Source organism: Apilactobacillus xinyiensis (assembly GCF_019656235.1).
GTDB lineage: Bacteria > Bacillota > Bacilli > Lactobacillales > Lactobacillaceae > Apilactobacillus > Apilactobacillus xinyiensis.
This window is the reverse complement of sequence record NZ_BPLL01000009.1, coordinates 1-26,494: the sequence shown is the minus strand read 5'-3', so window position 1 is coordinate 26,494 and position 26,494 is coordinate 1. Positions and strand designations below refer to the sequence as shown.

Genomic DNA, 26,494 nt, shown 5'->3' with positions numbered 1-26,494 from the left:
TTGTTTCCATTTGTATACAATATATCTTACAATGTAGTTGCTCCGTTGGGAGCTTTCTTTAAAAGTCAAAACCATCCTTCTTTAAATACGAACTCCTTCGTACAAAGAAACATCGAAGTCCTAGCTATTTTCGAATAGCTAGGACTTTTCTATTTATGATACTATTATTTAAAATCAATAGTGTTATCATTAGGTCAAACTATATTTATAAGGAGCTGTCGAGATGAAAAAATTATTTACTTTATTCATACTAACCTTTTCAATCATGTTATTTACCAACACAAACGTTGCTAATGCTCAAAGTAATCCGGGATTTAACTCTAATTACTGGTCAAAAGTACGCAAGGTGAAAGCTACCAAAAAGGTGACAACTCATTTAGTTACACTAAAACATGGTGATTGGGCCAATAACACTAAAATTTTGCAAAGTAAAAATATCAATCGCGGTCAAATTATCAAAGTTCAAAATGGTGGCGCTAGTTGGGGCTGGATTGTAAGCGGCAAAGGTTTTAACAGTCATCACAAAGCATTTTGGACAATGAATAAACCTTTAAACACTAAGTGGTTTAAGCTAGTTAAATAGATATGTTTTAACATCCTTAACTACGTAGAAATGGAGGCTTAATAATATGTCTGATCGGATTAAAGCAATCATTTTAAATAACTTATTTTTAATTCCCTTATGGATTTTAAGCTTTAGCTCATATTTTACCAAAATGAATATAACTAAAATAATTATAATAGCATTAGTATCAATTATTATGGCATTAATATTAAGTATGGTTACAAAAAGATTCCCTAAATATAAAATTATCCGTAATGAAAAGAATCGAAAAAGAATATTATATATAAATATAGTATTTGTTATTGCTGTAATGCCCGCTTTTCTATTTTATGGCATTTATGGGTGGCTGTTAGTATTCTCAGTTGCATCCATAACCCAAAATTATTTAAACTATACCGATAATAATTAAATCTAAACAAAAACGCTACCTAACTAACCTGTTAGTAGCGTTTTTATATCTAATACTTTTTAGTAATCGTTAAAACTGTAACGTAGCGCGTGTTATCTTGACTGTCATAAGTCTTAGTAACGTTATTATAGTTAACACTTTTACCCCCAACTTGACGATTGCTAACTTTAACCGTAAATTTATCCGCTGTAAAAGGTTCTAAAAAACGAGAAATAATATCATCATTCGTAGTGCCTAGCGTTCTAACAATCGTTTGGCCTGGTTTCATATTTTCAGCTGTTATAGGTGCTTCGTCAATCATTGCATTAAGTTTCTTAAGATAATGACGATTAATCAGTGAAGTAACTATGTATAAAAATATAACCAGTAAAACAATCGCGATACCTAAGGATATCCAGAAATGTTGAGTAATAAATTGCATATAATCCATTCAAGCAACTCCCTTCTAGTTATACTTATAATATCAAAAAAATAAACTTATAACAAAACGCTAAGACAATTAATACGCAATTACATCACTAGCAATGGATGTCAACACATCATGGTCAATGTCTGCAATTGTCCGACTGTATAATTTATTTAAACGCGGATTAAAAATTGCCAATGTTTCAATATTTTCAAAATTAGGATTGATGGAATGCATGCCCATTAAATAATACATTGCTAACTGTAAAGTGTATTTACTATTAATGTTTTGCTTTGATACCTTTAAATCAACTAATGTGTGGGTAGTTAGATAATCACCATCACCAGAATCAACCGTTGCAGTATACCCGCCAGGCATTGTAAAACCATTTTCTACGATTTGCTCATAGTTATCAAAGAACGTAAGGGTACGAGTAACCATCGTCTTAATGTTATTAATGGTTTCCGCATTGGGTTAAATTAATTTGGGATCTTTAAAAGTCCGTGCAGCCGCCAAGTTGCGATACCATACGTCAAAAGAGGCCAATCGACATGCATTAATGATTGATTTATCATCTAAGCCATTAATTTCCATCATACTTGGATCTACTGACTGGTTAGTAATCGCCTTATAATTATCAATTCCTCGCAATGAAATGAAAAAAGCAGTTTCAAAAGATTGATTTTGACATAAACGAGTTAAATAATCTACCGCTAACCCAACTAATTGGGGCAAAATATTTTCATTTGTAGATAGTTCAATTCCATCATCAAATTGCTTTTTAGTAAAAGTACGTACAGGTAAATAACCACCATATGGTTGTTTATAAGTTCTAGCTAGTTGTGTCACACTTACCATATCTATCATCCCTTCATACAAATTTAGCTTTAACAAATAGGTTAAAGTGCCTATATTGTATGCATATATTCTGAACAACCCAAGCTAAAACCACTAATACTTAGCGATACAACGTTGCAAATGAGCTAAATTAGCCTTTTGATAAGGGGAACCAATTACCAAACTAGGCAAAAGTAACTTAAAGCTAAGCCTTCCCGTTGAAAATTTAAGTACTCGATGCATTAAACCACGGCGACTATGAATGGTCGTAATAGCATTTCTAGGGATGAAGATATTATTACTATCAAAACAACCGCGCATATCCATTCCTAACATTACGATGCCAGCATCTTCAAATGATAAAACAAAAAATTCAACGTCTAAGATTGCTGACATCACATACGAACAAGACATAATTCGTTGCTTATTGGCCACTTGAGCAATAAAGACGTTTTCAATGCCACTATGTAAACTTAAGCGATTTTTATATTTTAAAATCTCGGCAGCTTTAAAATCTCGATTCTGTTTTCGTTTAGAATAGTTTATCGCTGGCATATCCACATTCACCACGTAAGAATCTTGCGGATTGTTAATGTTGTATCCACATTGATAACAAAAATCATGATCAAATAATAAGTCATTTCCACAGTTTTCACAAAAATCCATTTTATCCTCCTATGTTCTTATGTATATATTCATTATACATTAGATCTTTTACGTGGAAATAACGTCAATCATTACTTTAAACTAACTCAGTTTCAATTTTAAAATATATTCTTTTAATTTGTTTTTTTCTTTTTTATTAGAATCGTTAAACTCATCAAATCTATCAAGAAAAAGAAAACATAAATTCCTTGATTTATTAAATAAATAGTCTACATCATATTTAGTAATTCTTACTGTGTCACCATGACTTAAAATTGATCTTTTGTTGTATAATTTAATCATCGTGTTATATATTTCTGTTCTTAATTTTAAATCTTTACCTAATAATAAAGCTGTACGTTCACAAACTTGATCAGTAATACTTTGGTTAAAAGTTTTTTGCTCAACTAGAGATTCAATTGCTGACATTAATTTAATCATACGTACTTCATAATCATCAGTGTATAAAGCTGATGCAATTAAGTTTACGGAATTAAATAACGACCTTTCTAAAGGGGTCGTTTTTTGCTTTTTATAAATTTTACTTTGTATTTTAGTTACTATTTCTACAAATTTTTTACCGTTTTTGTTTAGATTGTTTAAATTTGCAGGCATTGGCAAAAACTTAAAAGGATGTTTCATTGAACCTTTACTATATTCATTAGAAGCAACTATAAATTCATTGTCAAACATTGTTTCGGTTTTTTTACCAATTCCAATTTGATATAAATTACCAATACCATTAAAAAGAAACTTTATAACGTTTAACGTCTTATTTATTTCATAAATTGCAATTTCTACTGCTCTTTGTGATGACAAAGCTAATACGTTAATGGTTGCAAAATCTTCATTATCAAAATTTCCAATTTTATTCTTGGAATTTAAAAAAAAGTCGCTCATATCCTTATTATAACTTGAACGTATAACTTCAGTTTTCATAGATGAAGGATAAAGACTCACAATTCCAAAATTATAACAATAAGTTAACTCAATACCGTGTATTGGTATAATACAAAAAAATTTTTTTGGTTTTGAATTAATTAATCGCATAATTTCTTTAAAGATTGTTTCATCATCTTTTTCTGACAATATACTTCTGCAACATATCTGGAGTATATCTTTTGATAAATCTTCTTCTGAAAAATAGTCACCTGAGCTAGCTTCTAAAATAATATATTTTAAAACATCATTCATTAACATAGTGGAATAGGATAACATACCAGATTGCAAAACAACAGAAAAGTCAACTTTATCACTATTTTCATCATTTCTTATATTATTTAATAGTGCAAACACTTTACATTTCAAAGTATTCACGTCAAAATGTTTTTTCATTTAAAATGCACTTCCTTAATTTACATCTCTAATATATCACAATCGCCTACATATCAAATCAAACATTGCTTTAGCATTAAAAATCATGGTAGAATATTACGTTCATATTTAAAAAATACATATTTAGGAGTTTACTACTGTGAAGAATATAAACAAAAAATCACTACTAATAGCACCAATGGCAATGATTATTTTGGGAGGTTCATTAAATTTAACACATGCTAAAGCAAACGAGATAAACTGGTCACAGCAAGAAGAATTAAAAAACAGTCAAGAAAGACAAAATAACTTCAAGAACACTTATAATGACGCTAGCTTAGAACTTTTAGCTAGTCAATTTGAAGAAAAATTGTCTAACCAAGCTAAAAAATCAATCAACTTAATAAACGAGCATTACAATGACATACAAAAACAAATAGATTCTAAAAACTCAGAAAAAGCATTTTTTGAAAACTTTGATTCAAATACAAATGACAGAAAAGAAATATTAAAATTCTGTGAAATGATTTCAAGCACTAACCCTTATAGCAATTTATCTGGTTTAAGTAAGTCTCAACAAAAGAATTTAGACACATACACTCATAATCTTACAACCATACCTAATGTTGACACTAAGAAATTAATCGAACAATCACGTAATATTATCTTAACGAACTATAAACCTAAAATAGAAGAATTAAATGTTAGGTACAATGACGATTCTTTGAGAAAAAATATTGATAAATTAAAGTATTATTCTGATAAAGCATTGGAAGCATCAAAATTATATAAAAATAAATACAATAGCATGTTAAATTCTAAGGGTCTTTCTAGGGAAGTATTTAACGATATTTCAAATGCTCACAATGATTGCTTATTTTTAGAAACAGTTAGAGGATTCGAATATGAAGATGAGTTTTCAGATGATGATTTCAAATTCAATGAAATATATAATAGAATGTCAGAAATATTCGATAATAAAACAAATACAAACAATGATAAAGATTCAAAACAAAATACTCAACAAACAGATAAAAGCTCAACAGTAATAATTCAAAATGGATCTGATAATAACCAAGCTAGCATCGACTACTTAAAGCAAGAACTATCGAATAATAAAAATGAAATAAATAATCTAAAAGAACAAATAAATAGCTTAAAAAAATCCATTAATAATAATAAAGCTAAAAAATTAACTAAAAAAACAAAGAAAAAAATTACACATAAAAAACATGTAAAAAAACAATCACACAAGAAAATTAATAAAAAGCATTAATTTAAAGATTGAGTTCAAAATATAGGACTCAATCTTTTTTTAATTGAAAATCAATCACGCATTATTAACCAAATACGCATTCGCCTGCTCTTCAAATAGCCGCATGAATGAACTCATCATGTAGCCATTTGGATTGTGGGCTTTTTTATGTGCATTAATAATAATCGTTTTAATATTATGCACTAACGCAGTGGTCATTAATGTATTAAGTTCAAAACGAAATGGACTATAGGCATTATCTATATATGCACTAGCTCGTTTACTTGCCCAATGTTTCGCCTTGAAAATTAGACTAGCATAGGTATATAGTTTTTCACGACTACCAAACGCATACACTTTTAAAATATCAACTAATCGACTGGGCATTCCACCCTTGCGGATTAGTCCCTGCCCTAGCACCGTTAATGCATCTGATTTGATATGTTCAGCAACAGTTGCTTGGGTGTCATTTGTATCATCTGTGTATTTATTTTGATTTAAAGTACTTTGATTAGATGTTACTTTTTGGGATTTAGTAGTTGTAGAATGTAACATTTGGGTGGATTCTGATTTTTCAGTTGGTAGAAAAATACGCGTTGCATGACTGAATACCCGCTGTTTAATAATTAAACCTAATTGCGCTAACTTCTTTAAAATTTTAACTGCCGTATTTGAACCCACACCTAGATTTTGTGCTAGTTCTGCTACTGAATAGATAACATAGTGGGCTTGATGCTGTTTATCAAAAAATTCACTACGTTGAACCGATGATTTCATACGATCCATAATTAGTGCTAAAGCGATTTTTTCATCTGAATTAAGTGCTGAATTATGTAAAATCTGCATATCCATTTGTATAAATTGTGCCATGTGACTATCCCCTTTGGATAGAAAAAAGAGTGCAACAAGATAGACTCCTGCCACACCCTTAGCTTTAATATGCATAATAAAGATTGAAAGCGCCCTTAAAATGTTATATACTCATTTTATAAGTTATATAACTTTATGAAGGGCGTTAAAAGGCGAGCAAGTACTTGGATACTTGTAAGCTGGTTAATAATTACTTCCAATAATTATTAATCAACGCTCTTTTTCTATGTAATTGTATGTTTATAACTATACAGTAGTTGTGATGAAAAGTGAACTGTTTTTTTAAGTCTTACGGTTCATATTTATTCACAAATGTGATATTATTTTAAAAAATTGTAAGGGTGGTTATTATGCAGGCAATTAAATGTCTTATTAACATAAAAAAATTAGTGTTAGTTAAAAAAAATCATATAATCACCATTATAATTAATCGAGCTCGAGTTGTTTAAAAGCTAACGTAATCCGCTATATCATTTTAATAAAAAGGAAGTTTTATTATGCAATGGCAATGCTTAGATTTTAATCAACTTACTAATCAACAAATTTGGCAAATGTATCATATTCGTGCAGTAACGTTTTGTGTGCAACAAAATCGAACTTTTGTGGATGCGGATGATAACGATTTAACTGCTAAACACATTTTAGCAACTAAAGACGGTAAATTAGTCGCGTACGCTCGTTTTTATGATGAAAAAGATTACTTATCTTTTGGTCGAGTGCTAACGGTTCCAGAAGTGCGTGGCACGGGTATGGGTAAGCAATTAATGGATTATTTGATGATGCAAATTGCTAAATACAATACTGATCAAAAAGACATTATTATCACTGCACAACTTGATAAGCAAGGTTTCTATGAAAAATTTGGCTTTGTAAGTATGGGCGAACCTTTTATGCATGAACAATCTATGCATATCATGATGAAATACAATCATAAATTATAAATTAATTGGGTAACTGATTTCATGAACTAACATGAAAATTAGTTGCCCTAATATTACACAAAAAATAGATACTATATATTATAGTATCTATTTTTTAATGATTTATTTTCCAAAAATGCTCTTATGAGTTCCAATATGAATGGCAGTTAACACTAAATCTCCATAATTGACGGAGTAAGTGATTATAACATCATTAATCTGACTGGGCTGTCTATACTTAGGAGTGTCTCTGATGTGAAATTCTCTATAGTCACTAAGTTCATTTTTTAGCTGATGATCTTTGAATTCTTCTGGTAGACTATTCATTTCTAAAAGTATATCTATAGCCGCTCTAACTTCAGAAACAATCGATCTGTCCAACTTTGATAATCGTTTCAGTTCAATATTAAAATCCCTGCTCGGTCTAAATCTTAGCTTAGCCATTAAATTGACCCCAGTAACTATCATCAGATTTAACTACTGGATCAGCAGCAATGATTCCCTGTTTAATTAATTGATCTCTCGCAATTGCATGCTCTCTAGAACCTTCTTCTGATTGAGCATACTTTTCCAACCAATTCAACTTATCTTGATTAACTACTGCTACAGATGGGTTATTGCTTCTAGTGACATAAATAGTTTCATTATTGTCATTAATTTGATCCAAATACTTTTTTAATTGAGTACGAAAAACACTTTGTGTAATTGCTAATGCCATTATATCATTCCCTTTCTATCACTACATTATTTACTAAATGATGTACGTTATTTAGTAAAAAGTCAAGCGAATAACTTTCATTAATAACATTATCAATAAAAATTTGACATGTTATTTTAAAGTATGGAATACTTAATAAGTTGTTTTTATAGTATAAATAACTAAATATTTATACTTAAATAATTTTTAGGAGATGTTTTTGATTGGAAACCCTTGATAAAGGTTTTATACATAATTTTTATATAAAAATGCGTAAAAATATGCTTTATGTATTTATCGCATTGGTGGCATTGGCATGGATTGCACGGGCTACGCGCAATGTATCTTTAGATTTATATGAAAAAGTCAACATTTTAAATGTTTTGGATTACTTTTATAATAATAATGATATTATTCAATTCTTAACTTTAGCATTTTCAATGGCTTTAATCTTTACCTGGTTAAATTTAAGGGCCACGCATCATTTTAATTTTAAACAAAGAATAGTCTTAATGTTATCTGGTGCTTTAATTAACGAAGGTATATACATGATACTTCATCTTTCAACGGAAAGATTAATGTTTGTAAGGTGGAGCGATAAGACTACTATTCCATACTATGTGACTGATTTAGTCAATTTCTATTCGCATTTTGACAACTATTATTTAAACGTTGTGGCTTCATTTTTGGTAGGATTTATGATGTTTGCCCTAATATTTTTAGGAATAGATATAGTGGCGAACTTATTGTCGCCTGTAAAAAATAGATTGGCTAAACTAGGCTGCTTAGTAATATTAGTTGCTGGGCTAATGATTATCATGATAGTTATTTTACACTCAGCTGCGCCAGCACTAGAAACCATAATGCATCTATTTGGCTTTAGCTCTAGCCGATATGGATTAGCCTTTAATCCTATATCATTCATTATCGCTGCCATTGGAATGTTGATCATTATGACTTTGATTGACTATTTAGTAGTTAAATTAATTAAAAAATAAGATTCAATTGATGAAACCCCCAAAAGTTTGGACAAGAAACTGTTCAACAATTTGGGGGTTATTTTTTTTAAATTATTAATAAGTAAATATTCACTTCTTAACCTTAAAGTATAAAATTATAAAAACAACAGTCCAACCTATTAATGAAATAATCATCCAGAAAATCAATCCAAATATAAAAGAACTTAATGAAAATACATCTCCATCTAGTATCACATTGATGAGAGTAGTAGCCATAGAAAGCAATATGATCATTAAAACGTATTTTATGAACTTAGTCATAGATTAAACATCTCTTTTTAATTATGTTCAAGTAATAATTTTATATTAAATATACATAAGTTTAAATAGTCTCGTCAGTGTAAACAAGTTTAGAATCACTCCCGCGTATGCAGGAAATACTTTACACGCCATAAACCGTTAAAGCCTGCACGAGAATCACTCCCGCGTATGCAGGAAATACAATTTATATAGAAAAGAGGCTTTAGCCAATTAAGAATCACTCCCGCGTATGCAGGAAATACTACAGTAGCTTTCAGCCACTAGCAATATATAAAGAATCACTCCCGCGTGTGCAGGAAATACTGAAAGGCCTATTAATAGGAGGACGTTATGGAAGAATCACTCCCGCGTGTGCAGGAAATACCAAATGCTTATAGTTCATCATTAACAGGTGTAAGAATCACTCCCGCGTGTGCAGGAAATACCTGCTGTTCCTTTTGAAACATTCACTACGTCCAGAATCACTCCCGCGTGTGCAGGAAATACTATAACCTTGATAGCTTTAAAATCTCAATATCAGAATCACTCCCGCGTGTGCAGGAAATACTTTATTAGTATCACGAACGCCTACAAATCAGCAGAATCACTCCCGCGTGTGCAGGAAATACTACCCATGCGATTTGAATATACATTCGATGGAAGAATCACTCCCGCGTGTGCAGGAAATACCACCTGCCTTTTGTCTGTAGTCTTTTCGGTAAAGAATCACTCCCGCGTGTGCAGGAAATACGTAATTGCTTTGAACTCTGGATCATACAAAAACAGAATCACTCCCGCGTGTGCAGGAAATACATCGAAGTAAGATGGTTGATACTGTAATTTCAAGAATCACTCCCGCGTGTGCAGGAAATACATGTAGCTAAAAACCTGACATAACCTAACCACAGAATCACTCCCGCGTGTGCAGGAAATACATTAGATAATGCTTGCATGTTATTTTTCCCCTAGAATCACTCCCGCGTGTGCAGGAAATACGATATGTTTATAAGGTCATTGCACGCTATGGCAGAATCACTCCCGCGTGTGCAGGAAATACCGATTATCAACCAAGCTAATCCAGTTGATGAAAGAATCACTCCCGCGTGTGCAGGAAATACCAAATGACCGTTTTAGCAGTATTAACAATAATAGAATCACTCCCGCGTGTGCAGGAAATACTTGTTCTTTAGCTTTGCTGATAATTTCTTTGTAGAATCACTCCCGCGTGTGCAGGAAATACCCAGTACCTTTAGCATAAGATTTAAAGTTACCAGAATCACTCCCGCGTGTGCAGGAAATACGTGGAATCTTTTATTTTTGTGAGATTGTCAAAAGAATCACTCCCGCGTGTGCAGGAAATACTGAGTTATTCCACTTAATCTGTAAGTAACTGTAGAATCACTCCCGCGTGTGCAGGAAATACCTGTATCGTCATCGTCTTTTTTGACGATTACGGCAAAATCAGCGTTTTCAGTAAATCCATATTTAAGCATTCTATTAATCCAATGACTAAATTCTGTTTTTAGAATCACTCCCGCGTGTGCAGGAAATACTTCCGGTCATGTCATAACGCTTGATACGTTCCAGAATCACTCCCGCGTGTGCAGGAAATACACTAAAGAAAGTCTGACATATCAACGTTTTAATTTCAACTTATTAGCAAATTCATTCACTTTAGTCGAGAGTTTTAATGTTGATTCAGCATCTGATAATGCTCTATGAAATGTTTTTACATTAATACCATAACTTAAAACAACATCTTTTAACTTATAACTACTCATAAACATATTATCATGTTTTACTAACGGCAAAATATCAATATATTTATTTTGAATTGGATCTAATTTCAACGATAATAGTTTATTGTTAATAAAATCAATATCAAAATTAACATTGTAACCTACTAAAGTATCATTACCAATGAATTTAACAAATTGTTTTAATACAAATGAGATATCATAGCCATTTTTAGATATCATTGTATCATCAATACCAGTTAATTTTTGAATACTATTTGGAATTGAACCAGCATGCTGAACTAAATAATCAAACTTTTTTTGGTCATCATGCGAAACTTTGATAGCGCCTACTTCAATAATATTATCAGAGTTAGTATCTAACCCATCTGTTTCAACATCAAAAACCACGTATTCAGGTAAATTAACTTTATTCTTATCCTTAGACTTCGACTTATTAATGTTTTTGATTTTACGAAACTTAGCAGCTTTACTAAAGCCACTGATTATACTATTTTTCTGATTTTCAGCATTTGGAATTTGAACTAAAGGAATGCCTTCGCAATCAATTATGTTGCGATAGGTATGGTAAGTTTCACAGTTATATCCTAATTCAGTATTAGTATGATAACTAATTGTAGCTTGACCTTGTTTAACGTTTTCCGTAATGCGACTCCAAAGCTTATCACGCACTCTAGAATTAACATTACCAACATAAACGCCAGTAGCTATTTCTTGCATCCACTTAGTTAAATCTCCCCTTAATGAGGGTGGTACTTTAGTTAGTGTCACCACGGTCATCGGCATACATAATCACCACTCATTTTAACTATATAAAACACCATGTTTTACTAGCTTGTTTTTGTCATCCCATAAACTAATTACTTCAGTATCCAACGTATCTTTTTCACTTATATCTAATAAATATTGAATATCTGCAACGATTTGTTTAATGACTTTTCCATCAACAAAGGCATCTCTAACCCTTAATCGCGTAATTTGTCCAATATCATCTTGATCAGAAGCATGCGCTGCAACTTCAAAAGCAATTGGAATTGTTAATTCAGCCTTATATAAGTCCGCAATGTCATAAACTAATGATAAATCGTGACCGGTATGCACAAAACCTAGCCCTGGTGCTAGTCCTAATCCAGATATTACACTATAAACTAATCCGTATAGTGCTGTGTGAGCTGCCGACAAAGCCTTATTGATCGTATTACCATTGTCAAAATTTTCATGGTCATAAGTTCGACCAGTCCATTTCACACCATACATTTCTGATTGTTGTTTATATATTTTACGTACTCTAGAACCTTCACGACCACGTAATTGTTCCATTGTTAGGTGACTAACATCTTCGTGATGAAAACGCATTTGGTACATTTTTCGTGATACGGCAAGCCTAGTTCTAGTATTAGATACTAATTTAGCCTGTTTTTCCAAAAATCTACTACTGTGTGACAAAGCTCGACCATTTGCATATTGCCTAACACCACGTTCACCAACCCAAATGACACTCGTTCCAGTATCACCTAGTAATTCCATCGCTCGATGTGTAATATCAGTTCCTGGTCCCAGCATCAGTACACTAATCATAGCCACTGGAACTTTAATCGTTCCGTTTTTATCGACAAATGTAATTGCACTGTCTTGTCGATTAATCTTAGCATGTTCAAAGTAGATAAAACTAATTCGATCACCAATCCGTGGCAGTTCAGTTAGTTCTGCTTTTTTAGCTCCTATATTTTTATTCATTTTTTCCTATTCTGGAATGATGGTAAACATTCCACAGCCGTAAGCTTTTTTACGTCCCAAACCTTCAGTTAAAACTGCTTTAAATTTATCAATATCCTTAATGACCAGTCGGCCTTCATAAGCAACTTGCTTTATATAACATGGTCGATTAGCTTTCACTAATAACTCTGATGAACTATGCTTAACCATATATTCACCATCAGATATATCAAAACCATTTTTATCAGCACGATTGTATAGATATTGCATTTGACTATCTAAACTTAAACATTCATAAACCTTGCCTCGTTGACCTGATTTTTTACCTGTACTCTTTGAAACAGCTGGATTTAATACTGCACGAAATCTCGCATGCATTCCATTTTTTAATTTTTCAATAAACTTACCATAGTCAATAATAGAACTAGATCCAGGAATACCATAATGTTCTAATTTAGCTTGAACCGGCTTATTTTCACTAACTATCAATAGATATTTTTTATGATTTAATTCATCTACTCGCCACAACTTGCGTGTTCTGATTGATGCATTAACTTCATCCGGAAAGCTTTGTTCAACCCAGTTATGATAAGCACCTAGATGATTTAAATCTTGGATTTTTTGATGATCATTAACATCAATCTCTACCCTTGATAAATACATATAAATCCCCCTTTCTGCTTATATTCAAATTTTAAAAAGTAGTTTTAACATCGATATTATTTATAAAACTAATTGAACGTAGTCTATAGCTTCTGCGATCATAGTGATTATCTGGTGAATCATTTAAGCCTTGTGAAAATGATTCAGGAATATCTCTAACCATTTCACTATAGTCACTATCGATTAATTGACTATCAGCACATATATAAACTGATTTGTTATCCAGTTTTAGGCATTGCTTTTGATACCATGGTGCTGCCTGCCAGCTAATATCTTTTAAGTCGGTTATTAAATCGTTTCCAGAATAATTTTCTTCATCAATGAGAAAATCGTTATTGATTGGCAAAGATCTACGACCCAAAAAGAGCTGAAAATAAGGATGTTTTAAACTATAACGGATCCGGTCGATTAAATCTTCATTATCTGAACCTATTGCTACTACGAAAACAGCATCTTGAAGATAGTAACGATTCGTTACATAACTACGGATTCTTTCACCATTTGGTTTATGACTAACTGCAATTTGAAAATCACGTAATATGTTGCCAGGTTGGTCAACCCGAACGCCAAAAGATAGTTGGTTTAATTCCTTTAATTTACTATCTTCATATCGGCGATATCCCATTGCAGCAGCTATCATCCCTATTACCGCACTTTTTGATGGAAAGCGGCCAGTTTGACGATTTTCATAATGAGAATTAGTTCCGAAAGCTTGTAGAGGTCCGGAAAATTTCATTAATAAAGTTTTCATACTACCACCTTAATCTTCAGACAATAATGGAGTTATCTCATTCACAAAATTATCTAATAATGTATTTAAGTTTGATTGGTTTTCACCTAGGTCTTGGTCACCAATACTTAATGTAAATTCTGGTTCATTGACAAAACTAGCTACTTTATCAAATTCAGCATTTAACGCTTGAACAGATGAGTTAACGTAACCATCATCAGCATTAACTGGTTTTTCAAATCCATTAACTAAACTTACGGGGCGATCGTTTCTAACTGTAACCACTACTGCACTTGGTAATGTTTCATTAGCGAAAGTATTTACTTTACCAGTTGGCATGGATTTTACAAATGCTTCAATAAATAAAGCGATTGATTTAGCAGCTTGGTCAGCATTACCTAATTGTTTAACTAATTCGTGACCTGCAACATTTGCATAACGGTATAGTGTGGATGAGTTATATTCCACTGTGCCTAGCATGCCGGCTCCAGCATTATCACCATTAGTAAAATCATCAGTTGCTGTAAAGAAGTCGTATTCAGTACGTACTGAATGTGTTGAGATTGCATGTGCAACTTGAGCAGAAGCATCTTCATTCAAGTTAGGATCATCAGCAGCCATACGACCAAATAATGAAATATCAACTGCTGGATTATTTTTCAAAATGTTTTGTAGTTCTTTTTTATCATTTACACCATCAACAGCTGCTTGAGCTAATTTTTCAGCTTGATCATTTCCAATAAAGAACAAAGCCTTTAGTATTTTATGCTTATCTTCAGCCTTTGATTTAGCTGTTTTTAAACCAGCTTTATTAATAACATCGTCAGCTTTTTTCATAGCTTCTTCTGCATCAATGCTGTCATCTATTTTTTGAATTTTTTCAGCAACATAACGAACTAATTCTAGTGTACGAGTTCCTAATTTGCTTTCATCTAAGTTGTTAATAAAGTATTCACGCATAGCTTTTTTCCATGCTTGAGAACTAACTCTGGCTCTGGTAACTCCACCGTATTGAGCTGTTTTTGGACTTCCGGTATCATCCCTATTAATATTTGAAGATGGAACACTGTGAATTGCGTGGATATCAACATATAAATTATTTTTCATTTGAATTCTCCTTCTTTGAATCAACATGGTAATAAGCTTGTGACCATTGTAATTTGACACGATTACGTGAATTTTCACTACCCAATAAGTTATACATATCTTTAGCTAGTTGAGGGTAGTTAATTTTTACTTGCTTGTTAGCTTTAACTATTTTAATAATATGGCGTAGATGATTTAGTAATTCGTCATATGTACTAGCGGTTAACATAGTATTAAATCGATTATCAATTGCAGTAGTATCGTTTAAATTACTTCTAAAAACATTTAAGCTTTGTCCTAAATTAGAGCTGTATTTTCTAGGTTTAGGCATCTTATTGGGAATCTGTGCATTCCATTCGTTCATAAAATTAACTAATTCATCATATTTTTCAAATGAGCGATTGCATGTAACAGTTTCATTATCAGCATTAATAACTTTATAATTTACAAAGAATTTTTTATTAGCATATTGCACATCAAAATGCCCAACTGTATCAATAAACTCTTCTTGTTCATAGTTAACTGTTTCTAAATTTCCCTGTTGGTGTACTGCATAAAGTTGTAAAACAGCTAGGATAGAACGCTCTTCTCTAGTTAAGTAACCGTTAGTATTTAAAAAGTCTTTTGGTAGCTTTTCAAATAACAATTGCCAAGTTTTGCTGGCATAGTTTTCATTTCTATTAATAGAATTTCTCAACTCAGCTAGAACCGCTTTGGTATAACTAGATTGCAAATTACTATCTAGGCTTTTGATAATACTCTTAGTAACTCCATTTACTGTGGAAATCATTAATACAAGCCTCCTTATTTTATATTTAATTGTTTTCTTAAACTACCAGTTAAGGCACTATATCTAGTAATAATATTTTCTACGGAATTTGTCTTTTCATTAATTGCACCTAACAAATCGCGATCAGATAGTGGATGCATAAGTTCTTGAGCTTTAGCTACTAGAATTCGATAAAGTTGACGATTCCATTGCCCCGTATAACGTCCCATATCGGTATCAGCATCAATATGACCTAACCAATATTTAAACGGTTCATCAATGGCGAAATAGACTTCCTCGACCATTCGATCGACCAATCCATTATTGCTAGAATTTCTGATATTCATCACGTTCAAGACAAAGTATCTAAATGTGTTCACAGCCTTTTCAGTTTTAGCAACTTCTTCATTAATTTGTGCAACTAATCCGTCAGTTACTACATCACTAAGCACATCTTTATTTATGTTTAAAACGTCATAAACTTCACCATTTGGCATGCTAGAAGCGTCGTGATTATAAGTCATACCTACGGCCGTAATGGTAATATTTTGCTTATCATCAACATATTTACTAAGGGATGAATAAAAGTTATTCATCACACCAGGTAGTTGTAAATGTTCACTGCTTTTATCAAGCACACTAGCTAATAGTCCAAAATTACGCCACAATGATTTGTTTGGATTATGTGGTCTAGGAATAGTATTTCCCTTATTTTTACCCGATTTAGGAACTTGAAATAATGTCATCGGCTCGATGGCTTTAGAATTGTTAATGTCAATTCCTGGTAATTGCACTGCTTCAATGTCAACATCATGTTTTTCTAAATCTGTATCTGGATCAATAAAAATTAATCTAGAACAGTTAGTATATAATTCAGATAAATTACTAGGTGTATAATTGGAATTAATTCTAGACTTTTCAGCAAACGTCATTTCCCAAACTGGCTTTTGTGAAGCAGCTTTTTTGGTTACTACGAAATTGAGCATTAAAGTTTGAAATAAGTTCATACCACCCAAATATATGGAACCCATACCTAGATTCCAACCTTTACTGGCTGAAGCGGTCATTCCAGGAAATTTGGCTTTATCTGAGGTACCAGTGTAATTCATGAACATGATAATCCATTTAGCTAAAGCATCATTCGTCAAATGATTCTTATTATCAGTAATAACAAAAAGCTCATCCTTATTGTTACTTTCCGATATCAAACGATTGATTAATTTACCGCTAATACTTCCTGTCTTTTTGATATTAGCCGATTCTAAATCATTTTTACTAACTTGATAGAATGGATATTGATCATCAAACAAATAAAATTTATTTTCTTGTGAAACTAAATAATCATTAATAGGCGTAAAAGCAAATTTTTGATTATCCCACATTTTCTTCCAATCAATAATTATTTCATCATTTTCATCGTGTCTTGGATTTCCATCAACATCAACACGACTAAAAGTTGTTTGTAAAATCGATAATAATAACCTTAAAATAGCAAAATCTTGAACTGAAGTATCACCAGCAAGTCGCTTATAAGTATGTGCATTTTCAAAAATTTGTAGTAAAGACACTTTTTGTAATTCATTATTATTATCAATTACTTTTAGCCATGGTTCGTAAAGTAAATTATATCTGGACATTTCTCACCTCTCCTTTTTATTAATTATTTTGTTATAAGTTTTTCATAACATATTTAATGTTATTATATTTAATTATAAAAATCAACAGTAAATTAAAAAGAGAACTGAAAAGTTCTCTTTTTTGTATCTCGCGTTTGCAAGAAATTATGAAAAACCAAGATTATAATGTTATTAAATTTATGGATCACATTCGCGTCTGCAAATAAATTAACACAGACATAAATATTACCATAAAATTAGTTATTAATACACATATACAAATCATTCCACTGTTAGTCCGATATTTTTATCGTAAGTTAAAACATGATTGGATAAAGTAAACTGATTATTTTCATCTAAAATAATCCCCAAACTTCCCTTTAAATAAGGTTGAAATTGCCAATTTGATAAATATTGCTTATTAAATTTTTCTAAAAAGTCAATTGTCTTCTCGATATTATAATTTTTAGAAAACATTTGTGGCAATTTAATTGTATTTTTAGCCAGTTTAATTGTAGCCTCTAGATCACCCATTGCCACATCATTAGAAATATCATCTTTTTCGCCTAAGATAGAGTAACCGCCATCATCATTAGCTTTAACCATAATAACTTCAATCGTATCATCACCATCACGCACTTGTGCTAATCCTTTAGCATCACTGTCATCTTGCTGTTTGTCATCATTATTTAACCAACCGATAAGATTAGCATGAACATCGTCGTAATTATCCAAGATATAAGTGCTAGCAGAAATTTTTTTACTTTGTATCTTGATATGATAGTCTTCATAAGCTGACTTATACTTTGAATTTAAATCGTCATTTAATTTGATAGGTACCGAAAGATCATAAACTTGTTGTACCAATTTGGATATGTCATTAGGTAGATTAATTTGATTAGGCAAGAAATACTGCGTGCGCATTAATAGTAAGTCACCATAGATAAATGATGCGCCCTCCTCGTATTCATAATTATCATTTATGGACAATACATAAAGTTGTGGATTTTTAAGTTTAATGGGACGATTAGCATTGTTTTTAGCATGACGATGTAAACGTCCCATTCTTTGTAGCATCAAATCCATTGGCGCTAAGTCTGTAAATAAAATATCAAAATCAATGTCTAAGGATTGTTCTAAAACTTGAGTTCCAATAACTATTTTTAATTTTGGACGTTTGGTACTGGCATCTTTTTTACCTATTTCTTTTAATAAAGAACGCTCTTTTACGGATCTATCCGTATCTAAAAAACTGGCATGTAAAATGTCAACTTTTTCTGTTCCAAAGTAATCAATGAACATTTGACCAATTGTTTGCGCACGTTTTACGGTGTTAACAATAATTCCACAAATTCCACCATCAGAAAGCATTTCTTTAACTTTATTAATTAAGTCACCGTTGTCACCAGACATCCGTTTAATCATTACATCAGTAGTTTGCTTAATTGGTTCGAAATCATCTAAAACTTTAACATCATTACCATCACTGTAAGAAACTAATGGATATGATAAATTATTATAAACCTTATCATCAACACTTGACTTATCTAAGTAAGAGTTAATAAAATCCATTCTTTTTTGTGCAGGTAAAGTAGCTGATAGGATAACAACCGGAATATGATATTTACCTAACCATTGCAATGCTCGGCACAAATAAGTTTGCATATATGAATCAAATCCGTGAGCTTCATCAATCACTACCACTTTGCTACTGAATCCCAAATGACGTAGTGCCAAATGTTTTTTCTTCAGCGCTAAAAGCAATAGTTGATCAACAGTTCCTACTACAAAGTCATCTAATATCGCAGTCTTGTTACCAGAAAACCATTGATTGACCATAACCCCAGCTGCCCTATCTTCTCCAATGTCAATATTTTTAGGCAAATTAGCATAGTTGCGATTTAAAGCTGATTTACCATGTACCAATTGAATATCTTTAGATTCATCATCCATTGCAGAAACCTTAGATAACCAAGTTAAAATTCTATTAAACATTGCATTAGTAGTAGCTTGCGTTGGCAAACAATAAAACATCCCATCACAATTTTGTTTCTGTGCTAACTGCTCTACTGCTGATAACGCAACTTCAGTTTTTCCCATTCCCATCCCAGCTTCTACAATCATAATCCCTGGATTAAGTGTATTTTTTATTGTATTAAAAATTTTTCGTTGAAAGCCGCGAGGTGTAAAGCCAAAATTTTCTTGGTAATATTGATCGGCATCAGCATTGAATTTAGGCTCCCACCTTGTGTTTTTAAACCAACTGAGCCAACCATTTTCCATTCTTTGTTGTAAATTATCACATTCAGTTTGGTTTTCTTCAAATAGTGGGAAGTATTTTTCATTACTAGCAATCCAATCTGCCATGACCAATAAACCTTCAATGATCACTTGTGCTGAAACATCATTTATTTTAGGAATCTGTGTTACATCATCGTAACCATTCTCTGACAATGCCCATTCAAATAATTCCTTTTGTAAATTAAACCATTTAATATGTATTGGATTATTAGAATTCATTTCATAATAATAATTATCAGAAAAGGTATCAATATTATCACAGTCACTATCATATTCAAGCGGTTTCCCATGATGCCCACCAACAATCGAACCAATATCATTTCGAACCCCAAAATGTTCTAAAATATTTTCACCAGCCATAGCATGTGGTGATCTATTAGATCGTGAAAGTAAGCTTAAATAATCATCTGGAACGAAACCCTTACTAAATAACCTTTCCATTAACATTTCATCTAAATCACCCAAGCCTTGATAACTTGGCTTAGTTTGAAATGCCGGAGTAGCTTTTCCTATATCATGTACTAGCCCAGTAAACGCGACTACTTGTTTAGCAGCTGAAGAATCTAATTGATTTACAACTGCCTTTTGTATTATTTTTCTTTGATGTTCGCTTAAATAATGCTCATATAACATCGAAATAACGAATTTGGTATCTAACAAATGTTGAGATAATGGCAACCATTTTGACGTGCCATCCAGGCCTCTAGCTTTTTTAGCCCATAATATATTTTTATCCATGTTTTACCTCATTTTTTAAATTTCATTTATAAAACGATTATAATTCTACTATAAAATTATCATGTTTAAAAATTTTCATAATATGTTAATATAATAAAAGTGAATGTATTTTGCATAAACTAAAATATGAAACGTTGCAAAATCAACGTTTCTTTAGTGTATTTCCTGCACACGCAGGAGTGATTCTAAAATTAGACACATCTAAGTGGATTCACTCTGGTATTTCCTGCACACGCAGGAGTGATTCTTTATTATTGGTTTTGGAACCAGAAATCATGTCGTATTTCCTGCACACGCAGGAGTGATTCTTGTCAACAAAATGGTTACAAAAGTTTACATTTGTATTTCCTGCACACGCAGGAGTGATTCTAAAATCTTTAATACTTGGGAAAAAGAAAAAGTGTATTTCCTGCACACGCAGGAGTGATTCTGTATCACTATAAAAATAAAGGAGTGTTTAAATGTATTTCCTGCACACGCAGGAGTGATTCTGACGCTCAAATCACGTCAGACGGTACAGTGACGTATTTCCTGCACACGCAGGAGTGATTCTACGACTAATGATATTATTTTGGTTTTTAACAGGTATTTCCTGCACACGCAGGAGTGATTCTACAAAACACTATACCTTATGTATCAAAACACTGTATTTCCTGCACACGCAGGAGTGATTCTGATTATCGCTGGAATGATAGTGGTAATAATTAGTATTTCCTGCACACGCAGGAGTGATTCCGCAAAAAAAGGTACTGCCATAAGGCTAGATACGTATTTCCTGCACACGCAGGAGTGATTCCGGCATATGGTTGTGTTATGGATAGCAAAGCAAGTATTTCCTGCACACGCAGGAGTGATTCTTCTTTCTTGATAATCTAAATCACTTTCTTGTTGTATTTCCTGCACACGCAGGAGTGATTCTCAGATATGCGTTGTTCAACTTCATCAGTTAGCGTATTTCCTGCACACGCAGGAGTGATTCTATTTTCAATGTACTCTTTGTAATTTTTATCAAGTATTTCCTGCACACGCAGGAGTGATTCTTAACGCATTTGGAGGTTAAAAGCCATGATTACGTATTTCCTGCACACGCAGGAGTGATTCTTGAGGGTACGTGTGAAACTATCTTTGGACCGGGTATTTCCTGCACACGCAGGAGTGATTCTATATCAGCAAAGACTTTTGAACCGTTTTTAAGGTATTTCCTGCACACGCAGGAGTGATTCTAGTTATGTATTTTACATATATAGGAGGATTTTGTATTTCCTGCACACGCAGGAGTGATTCTCTCGTTCGTCATAAGTCCCCTGCTCTGCATCCGTATTTCCTGCACACGCAGGAGTGATTCCCGTTGATGTTGTCATTATCATGGGCAGAGCAAGTATTTCCTGCACACGCAGGAGTGATTCTCGTTGGTATAGTGATAATTCAGCATCTGCTAAGTATTTCCTGCACACGCAGGAGTGATTCTCAGCATTAACGGAGCTAGACCCACAAACGTTAGTATTTCCTGCACACGCAGGAGTGATTCTGCATATGCAACAACAGCTTATGTAGACTCACGGTATTTCCTGCACACGCAGGAGTGATTCTGTCAGTGTGAGTGTTGTTGATGATAGTATCGAGTATTTCCTGCACACGCAGGAGTGATTCCAGTCTTAAACATACCGCTAAGCAACTTAGGCAGTATTTCCTGCACACGCAGGAGTGATTCTTTCGTGCGACTGGTGGAGCAATTTACCTGTTTGTATTTCCTGCACACGCAGGAGTGATTCTATCCTAGCTCAAAACGATATGACGGTGGAAAAGTATTTCCTGCACACGCAGGAGTGATTCTAGCGGTAGTCACTCTGATCTAAAACGAAAGATGTATTTCCTGCACACGCAGGAGTGATTCCTAACAGTACGGTTACAGGACTTGCTACGAGCCGTATTTCCTGCACACGCAGGAGTGATTCGATACAAGTATGGATATGGATAAAAAGGCCAAAGTATTTCCTGCACACGCAGGAGTGATTCTATCACTTGATCGTAGAGCTAATAACTATGGTGGTATTTCCTGCACACGCAGGAGTGATTCTGGTCGTAACGCCTTAACTAAAATCCGTAAAGGGTATTTCCTGCACACGCAGGAGTGATTCTGCACTCTATGAACGATGCCATTGTAGTTGGGAGTATTTCCTGCACACGCAGGAGTGATTCCACATAAAAGTAGTGGTAAAGCAGTTAAAATTAGTATTTCCTGCACACGCAGGAGTGATTCTTGTGTATGATCCATCGCCATTTTTAATAACTGGTATTTCCTGCACACGCAGGAGTGATTCTGGATGGCTATGAACGCTTTTGTTCACTCAAGAGTATTTCCTGCACACGCAGGAGTGATTCTAAACAACGTGAAACACAAAATATTTTAAGCAAGTATTTCCTGCACACGCAGGAGTGATTCTCGTCAATTTCAGCTAGTTTACCTTGATATCTGGTATTTCCTGCACACGCAGGAGTGATTCTCATGCAATCCATAATCAATCCACTTGATTTCAGTATTTCCTGCACACGCAGGAGTGATTCTCTAACTGCTGTTAAGAACGTTTTAATTGAAGAGTATTTCCTGCACACGCAGGAGTGATTCTGACATTGATAGTATTTCTAACGGTATTTTAGTGTATTTCCTGCACACGCAGGAGTGATTCTCCTTTTTCAAATAGATTAAAATAGCTAATTTGGTATTTCCTGCACACGCAGGAGTGATTCTAATTAGACATCGACTCTTGAATAGCTTTATTTGTATTTCCTGCACACGCAGGAGTGATTCTAATCAATACAAATAGGGGGGAATAAAGATGAAGTATTTCCTGCACACGCAGGAGTGATTCTGATATACAATTAAATCTTTATCTGCAACAATTAAAAAAGCCGCTATAAAATTTATAGCGGCTTTTAATTTCAATATTTATCATAGTAATAATCTAATGAATAAGCTTCATTTTTACCTAACTCATTATTTGAATCTTCAGTATCCATATGGTTGGCATACATCACATCATTCCATTGCAAATCATCTTCTTCATCGGCAAAGACTAACGCATGACCAATTTCATGTTCAATAACTCTAGTCTGAGAATATTCAGACATACATAATAATTGTTTAGAAAAATTGATATTAGCATTCACAATGTAGTTAATTTTATGATTTTTAGAACTCATACTACTACCCCCAGTGTAAGTTCCAGTAATTCCCAATGTGTCTTTAGTCATATGCTGATTATTATGAATAACTCCACCGATATTAATATGGGCGGAATCATCATTAACATTAACCTCTTTTAGTTTAATAACATTCAATTTATTCCAATTGTTTACCGCTGCTTGAATATTTATTTTCAAACTTGGATCAGTATTAGTTACTTTATAATGTATCGTATTATCACTTTGAATTTTCTGAATATTAACATTATTATTAGGACCATAATGATTAAATGCTAACAATTTGGGCTTATTATCATTATTTGTGTTTTGATTATCACTGGAGTAATACATAAAAGTATTATTATCATCTAGTTGTTTTTGTATTTTTTTAGTTAAATGCTTTTTATGTGTTTTCTTATTAGTTTTTTTAATAGGTTTGTTAACTGTTTTTTTAAATTGCTTGTTTTTGGCGGACGTTGTTGGTAGTGCAACTCCGCATCCTAGGAATATTGTAATTACTAATATTGCGTAAAATGATGATTTAAGCATCAGTATGCATACCCTTTCTAAATTTATCTTAATAATGGTTTTATATGATTATGAACTGTTATAAGTATAAAATCGTTAATAATTATACATTAAATATTAATTTTTTGTTAACTTTTTTGTGTATTTTATGTAATTAGTTGTGATTGTAGGATTTTTATGATAACAGAATGCAAAAAAGACATGCAGGCTAATAGTCTACATGTCTTTTTTATATTGTTATGTACGATAATATTAGATATTTCGGATATATCTGCATTTTTACTGTTTAAATAAGTTAAAAAAGAAGCCATCTAATTACAAGACATATCAATAGAAAGATACTGCAAAATAAAAAACTAAAATAAAAAATTTTCATATCATGATCTGATATTTTATTAAATCTTTTGATTCCTACTCCTACAAAAATACAAAGTGCTGTAAATAGGCCCTTAAGAGAACTAATTATTAAAGAATTTAAATTTATATCATCTTCAAATACAAGCACCAACAAAGTAAAAACAACAAATAAACCTAATATGTTCTTTACCATTCGTGATAATTTACGTTTAAAATTATTATCTTTCAAAAAATTACCTCCATACTAATTGATAATAACAATACGTTTGTGGAATATAACCATATCTAATAAATTTTTAATTAATTATGAGTTATGATAACATTATTTAAGAATTAAATTCTAGGAGGATTAACATGAATCATATTAAAAAAATCGATTTGTTATTTGCTGCTTTTGTAATATTGCTTAGCATCTTTACTTTTAATTGTGTGGACGCTAGTGCCAACAATCATTATCTATCTAAAAAAGAAATATCACACTTACTTATTAAAGGTGGTTATTCTACAGAATCTCCCGAAAGTCCTAAAGTAACCAAGAGAGTTGGCAATAAAACTACCGTATGGACATATCCGGGAGCTCAAGGTGCGGACATTTTTAAATTAACTACTAAAGGCAAGTATGTACATATTCATGCTACATTTGGTTCACTTGGCGGAGGTCATTTTTCTAAATATCCCAATAAGGATTGTAAAGATTTTGGGCCAATCAAAACTGTAGTAAAAAGATAATCAATCTGACTTAACTATGAATAAAATTTAGCAAAGGATGCATAAATATGTTAACTAAAAACGCTTTTACAAAGTTTGATAGTATCGCAATCTGGGACACCCCTAATAATTGTCATAACTATGCAGATTTAACCCCCAATCAACAAGATGAATTATTTAAAACTGTCTTTCAAGCTAAAGTGTTCAATGAAGAATGGTTAAAAAATATTCGTTATGATCGTGTTATTATTGGTCAAAACCCTGGCAATGACGGTAAAGATATTCACAGCAATTCGTTATTGTCATTTCATTTTAGCACTAAGAGTAATGACCATCGTTTAGCTGCCACGATTTATCAAACTTCATTTTGGGGTGGTTTAATGACTGACTTAACTCCAGAATTTGAAAGCAATAGTGAATTGGTTAATACCGATAGTAAAGATGTTGATAGCACTCTACATCATTTAAAGCACGACTTACATATGCAAGATGATGCCGTGATTCTATGTTTAGGCACAAAAGCTTATGATGCCTTCAAAACTTACCGTAAAGAATTAAGCGGTACTTATAAGAAACAAGAACCTGTAATCATTGGCAAACATTTAGTATTAAAAGTCCCCCACTACTCTGGCTCTAATAACAATAAAAACACGCGTTTATCGCACGCTAAACTGCTTAAAACAATGCAACAATTTAACATTATTTAAAAGCAAATTCACATTAATGAAAAATAAATACTTTTAATAAAATTTTTATGCTAATAAATAGCAAGCACTAGTAATATCAATATATTAATCTAATCGATGTTACATACACTAAGTGCAACATATCATATTTTGGAGGTTTCAAATTGCTTTTCAAAATTATTTTTGGCACTTTGAGCGGAACCGTTGGTTGCTTAGTGGCAATTATACAGGGTATTTTTTATATAGCATGTTTTATATTGCTTTTCCAAATGCTGTGTGAAATTCATTTTTGGACATTTCTTTCGTGGGGTATTTTATGGATTACATTGTTAATAGCAATCATTGTGATGGCATATAAATTTTCATACAATGCGCTTGTTAAAGAAAAAGAAAGACGCGAAGTGAAGTGCCTTAAAAAAGTTAGACAATTATTACTAAATTAAATATTTAATTTCATGGAATGATTTCGATATTCAATC

27 protein-coding genes, 1 pseudogene and 2 CRISPR repeat arrays are annotated in these 26,494 nt (G+C 32.4%); of the genes and pseudogenes, 8 read left to right on the top strand and 20 right to left on the bottom strand.

The annotated features are described in order from the left end of the window. Positions 1 to 223 precede the first annotated feature (223 nt). Together K5Q11_RS03190 and K5Q11_RS03185 are read left to right on the top strand one after the other, a co-directional pair. On the top strand, positions 224 to 583 hold the full coding sequence (locus K5Q11_RS03190; RefSeq protein WP_220728739.1) for a hypothetical protein: 360 nt from the start codon (positions 224 to 226) through the stop codon (positions 581 to 583). 46 nt (positions 584 to 629) lie between these two features. Beyond that, a complete protein-coding gene (locus K5Q11_RS03185) occupies positions 630 to 974 on the top strand; it encodes a hypothetical protein (protein ID WP_220751203.1) in 345 nt (114 codons plus the stop codon). A 49-nt stretch (positions 975 to 1,023) separates the two neighbouring features. Here K5Q11_RS03185 and K5Q11_RS03180 read toward each other — a convergent pair whose 3' ends face one another. The 5 genes from K5Q11_RS03180 to K5Q11_RS03160 all read right to left on the bottom strand — a co-directional run bounded on the left by K5Q11_RS03180 (position 1,024) and on the right by K5Q11_RS03160 (position 4,197). After that, entirely contained in the window at positions 1,024 to 1,404 is a 381-nt protein-coding gene (locus K5Q11_RS03180; RefSeq protein WP_220728741.1) for a hypothetical protein, read from the bottom strand. 69 nt (positions 1,405 to 1,473) lie between these two features. Next, complete coding sequence (locus tag K5Q11_RS03175) at positions 1,474 to 1,821, bottom strand: hypothetical protein (protein ID WP_220751202.1); 348 nt, start codon at positions 1,819 to 1,821, stop codon at positions 1,474 to 1,476. Between the two features lie 33 nt (positions 1,822 to 1,854). Further along, positions 1,855 to 2,238 carry a hypothetical protein gene (locus K5Q11_RS03170; RefSeq protein WP_220751201.1) on the bottom strand — a complete coding sequence of 128 codons (384 nt, stop codon included), beginning with the start codon at positions 2,236 to 2,238 and terminating at the stop codon, positions 1,855 to 1,857. 93 nt (positions 2,239 to 2,331) lie between these two features. Beyond that, positions 2,332 to 2,883: a hypothetical protein gene (locus K5Q11_RS03165; RefSeq protein ID WP_220728743.1), complete on the bottom strand. Its 552-nt coding sequence runs from the start codon at positions 2,881 to 2,883 to the stop codon at positions 2,332 to 2,334. Between the two features lie 81 nt (positions 2,884 to 2,964). Continuing rightward, entirely contained in the window at positions 2,965 to 4,197 is a 1,233-nt protein-coding gene (locus K5Q11_RS03160; protein ID WP_220728744.1) for a HEPN domain-containing protein, read from the bottom strand. Between the two features lie 139 nt (positions 4,198 to 4,336). On the opposite strand from K5Q11_RS03160, the gene K5Q11_RS03155 reads away from it, so the two are divergent. After that, the gene (locus K5Q11_RS03155) at positions 4,337 to 5,452 is read left to right on the top strand and encodes a hypothetical protein (RefSeq protein ID WP_220728745.1); all 1,116 of its coding nucleotides are present in this window, start codon (positions 4,337 to 4,339) and stop codon (positions 5,450 to 5,452) included. Between the two features lie 54 nt (positions 5,453 to 5,506). On the opposite strand, the gene K5Q11_RS03150 is transcribed toward K5Q11_RS03155, so the two are convergent. Next, complete coding sequence (locus K5Q11_RS03150) at positions 5,507 to 6,301, bottom strand: replication initiator protein A (protein WP_220751200.1); 795 nt, start codon at positions 6,299 to 6,301, stop codon at positions 5,507 to 5,509. Positions 6,302 to 6,798: 497 nt separating this feature from the next. On the opposite strand from K5Q11_RS03150, the gene K5Q11_RS03145 reads away from it, so the two are divergent. After that, positions 6,799 to 7,242: a GNAT family N-acetyltransferase gene (locus K5Q11_RS03145; protein ID WP_220728747.1), complete on the top strand. Its 444-nt coding sequence runs from the start codon at positions 6,799 to 6,801 to the stop codon at positions 7,240 to 7,242. 102 nt (positions 7,243 to 7,344) lie between these two features. Here K5Q11_RS03145 and K5Q11_RS03140 read toward each other — a convergent pair whose 3' ends face one another. Both K5Q11_RS03140 and K5Q11_RS03135 read right to left on the bottom strand, forming a co-directional pair. Next, positions 7,345 to 7,665, bottom strand: a complete 321-nt coding sequence (locus K5Q11_RS03140) for a type II toxin-antitoxin system mRNA interferase toxin, RelE/StbE family (RefSeq protein WP_220728748.1) — start codon at positions 7,663 to 7,665, stop codon at positions 7,345 to 7,347. Beyond that, complete coding sequence (locus tag K5Q11_RS03135) at positions 7,658 to 7,939, bottom strand: type II toxin-antitoxin system Phd/YefM family antitoxin (RefSeq protein WP_220728749.1); 282 nt, start codon at positions 7,937 to 7,939, stop codon at positions 7,658 to 7,660. Before K5Q11_RS03135 ends, K5Q11_RS03140 begins: the two co-directional genes overlap by 8 nt. Positions 7,940 to 8,142: 203 nt before the next feature. On the opposite strand from K5Q11_RS03135, the gene K5Q11_RS03130 reads away from it, so the two are divergent. Then, complete coding sequence (locus K5Q11_RS03130; RefSeq protein WP_220751199.1) at positions 8,143 to 8,916, top strand: hypothetical protein; 774 nt, start codon at positions 8,143 to 8,145, stop codon at positions 8,914 to 8,916. A 90-nt stretch (positions 8,917 to 9,006) separates the two neighbouring features. On the opposite strand, the gene K5Q11_RS03125 is transcribed toward K5Q11_RS03130, so the two are convergent. The 12 genes and pseudogenes from K5Q11_RS03125 to K5Q11_RS03070 form a co-directional block, all read right to left on the bottom strand. Next, on the bottom strand, positions 9,007 to 9,198 hold the full coding sequence (locus K5Q11_RS03125; RefSeq protein ID WP_220751198.1) for a hypothetical protein: 192 nt from the start codon (positions 9,196 to 9,198) through the stop codon (positions 9,007 to 9,009). A 91-nt stretch (positions 9,199 to 9,289) separates the two neighbouring features. After that, positions 9,290 to 10,600: a CRISPR direct-repeat array (repeat unit 29 nt; unit sequence AGAATCACTCCCGCGTGTGCAGGAAATAC). A 22-nt stretch (positions 10,601 to 10,622) separates the two neighbouring features. Beyond that, a pseudogene (locus K5Q11_RS07570) lies at positions 10,623 to 10,709 on the bottom strand (antA/AntB antirepressor family protein); the annotation flags it as partial. A gap of 102 nt (positions 10,710 to 10,811) precedes the next feature. Then, positions 10,812 to 11,720, bottom strand: a complete 909-nt coding sequence (gene cas2e, locus K5Q11_RS03115; protein ID WP_220751197.1) for a type I-E CRISPR-associated endoribonuclease Cas2e — start codon at positions 11,718 to 11,720, stop codon at positions 10,812 to 10,814. 18 nt (positions 11,721 to 11,738) lie between these two features. Continuing rightward, positions 11,739 to 12,671, bottom strand: coding sequence for a type I-E CRISPR-associated endonuclease Cas1e (gene cas1e, locus K5Q11_RS03110; RefSeq protein ID WP_220728755.1), 933 nt, complete (start codon positions 12,669 to 12,671; stop codon positions 11,739 to 11,741). A 6-nt stretch (positions 12,672 to 12,677) separates the two neighbouring features. Then, positions 12,678 to 13,313 (bottom strand): type I-E CRISPR-associated protein Cas6/Cse3/CasE, encoded by a 636-nt coding sequence (cas6e, locus tag K5Q11_RS03105; RefSeq protein ID WP_220751196.1) that lies wholly within the window; start codon positions 13,311 to 13,313, stop codon positions 12,678 to 12,680. Between the two features lie 31 nt (positions 13,314 to 13,344). Then, positions 13,345 to 14,064, bottom strand: coding sequence for a type I-E CRISPR-associated protein Cas5/CasD (gene cas5e, locus K5Q11_RS03100; protein WP_220728757.1), 720 nt, complete (start codon positions 14,062 to 14,064; stop codon positions 13,345 to 13,347). A 9-nt stretch (positions 14,065 to 14,073) separates the two neighbouring features. After that, positions 14,074 to 15,150 (bottom strand): type I-E CRISPR-associated protein Cas7/Cse4/CasC, encoded by a 1,077-nt coding sequence (gene cas7e / locus K5Q11_RS03095; RefSeq protein ID WP_220728758.1) that lies wholly within the window; start codon positions 15,148 to 15,150, stop codon positions 14,074 to 14,076. Then, positions 15,140 to 15,919, bottom strand: coding sequence for a type I-E CRISPR-associated protein Cse2/CasB (casB, locus tag K5Q11_RS03090; protein WP_220751195.1), 780 nt, complete (start codon positions 15,917 to 15,919; stop codon positions 15,140 to 15,142). The genes cas7e and casB overlap by 11 nt, the downstream gene beginning before the upstream one ends. A 14-nt stretch (positions 15,920 to 15,933) precedes the next feature. After that, entirely contained in the window at positions 15,934 to 17,535 is a 1,602-nt protein-coding gene (gene casA / locus K5Q11_RS03085) for a type I-E CRISPR-associated protein Cse1/CasA (protein ID WP_220751194.1), read from the bottom strand. A gap of 261 nt (positions 17,536 to 17,796) precedes the next feature. Next, positions 17,797 to 20,553, bottom strand: a complete 2,757-nt coding sequence (cas3, locus tag K5Q11_RS03080; RefSeq protein WP_220751193.1) for a CRISPR-associated helicase Cas3' — start codon at positions 20,551 to 20,553, stop codon at positions 17,797 to 17,799. A 158-nt stretch (positions 20,554 to 20,711) separates the two neighbouring features. After that, a CRISPR array of direct repeats spans positions 20,712 to 23,424; the repeat unit is 29 nt; unit sequence GTATTTCCTGCACACGCAGGAGTGATTCT. A 69-nt stretch (positions 23,425 to 23,493) separates the two neighbouring features. Next, positions 23,494 to 24,285: a zinc metalloprotease gene (locus K5Q11_RS03075; protein WP_220751192.1), complete on the bottom strand. Its 792-nt coding sequence runs from the start codon at positions 24,283 to 24,285 to the stop codon at positions 23,494 to 23,496. A gap of 274 nt (positions 24,286 to 24,559) precedes the next feature. Then, positions 24,560 to 24,850 carry a hypothetical protein gene (locus K5Q11_RS03070; RefSeq protein ID WP_220751191.1) on the bottom strand — a complete coding sequence of 97 codons (291 nt, stop codon included), beginning with the start codon at positions 24,848 to 24,850 and terminating at the stop codon, positions 24,560 to 24,562. 125 nt (positions 24,851 to 24,975) lie between these two features. Between K5Q11_RS03070 and K5Q11_RS03065 the strand changes: the two genes are divergently transcribed. The 3 genes from K5Q11_RS03065 to K5Q11_RS03055 all read left to right on the top strand — a co-directional run bounded on the left by K5Q11_RS03065 (position 24,976) and on the right by K5Q11_RS03055 (position 26,458). Beyond that, positions 24,976 to 25,350, top strand: coding sequence for a hypothetical protein (locus K5Q11_RS03065; RefSeq protein ID WP_220751190.1), 375 nt, complete (start codon positions 24,976 to 24,978; stop codon positions 25,348 to 25,350). Positions 25,351 to 25,397: 47 nt separating this feature from the next. Continuing rightward, a complete protein-coding gene (locus K5Q11_RS03060) occupies positions 25,398 to 26,036 on the top strand; it encodes a uracil-DNA glycosylase family protein (protein WP_220751189.1) in 639 nt (212 codons plus the stop codon). Positions 26,037 to 26,179: 143 nt separating this feature from the next. Further along, positions 26,180 to 26,458, top strand: coding sequence for a hypothetical protein (locus tag K5Q11_RS03055; protein WP_220751188.1), 279 nt, complete (start codon positions 26,180 to 26,182; stop codon positions 26,456 to 26,458). Positions 26,459 to 26,494 lie beyond the last annotated feature (36 nt).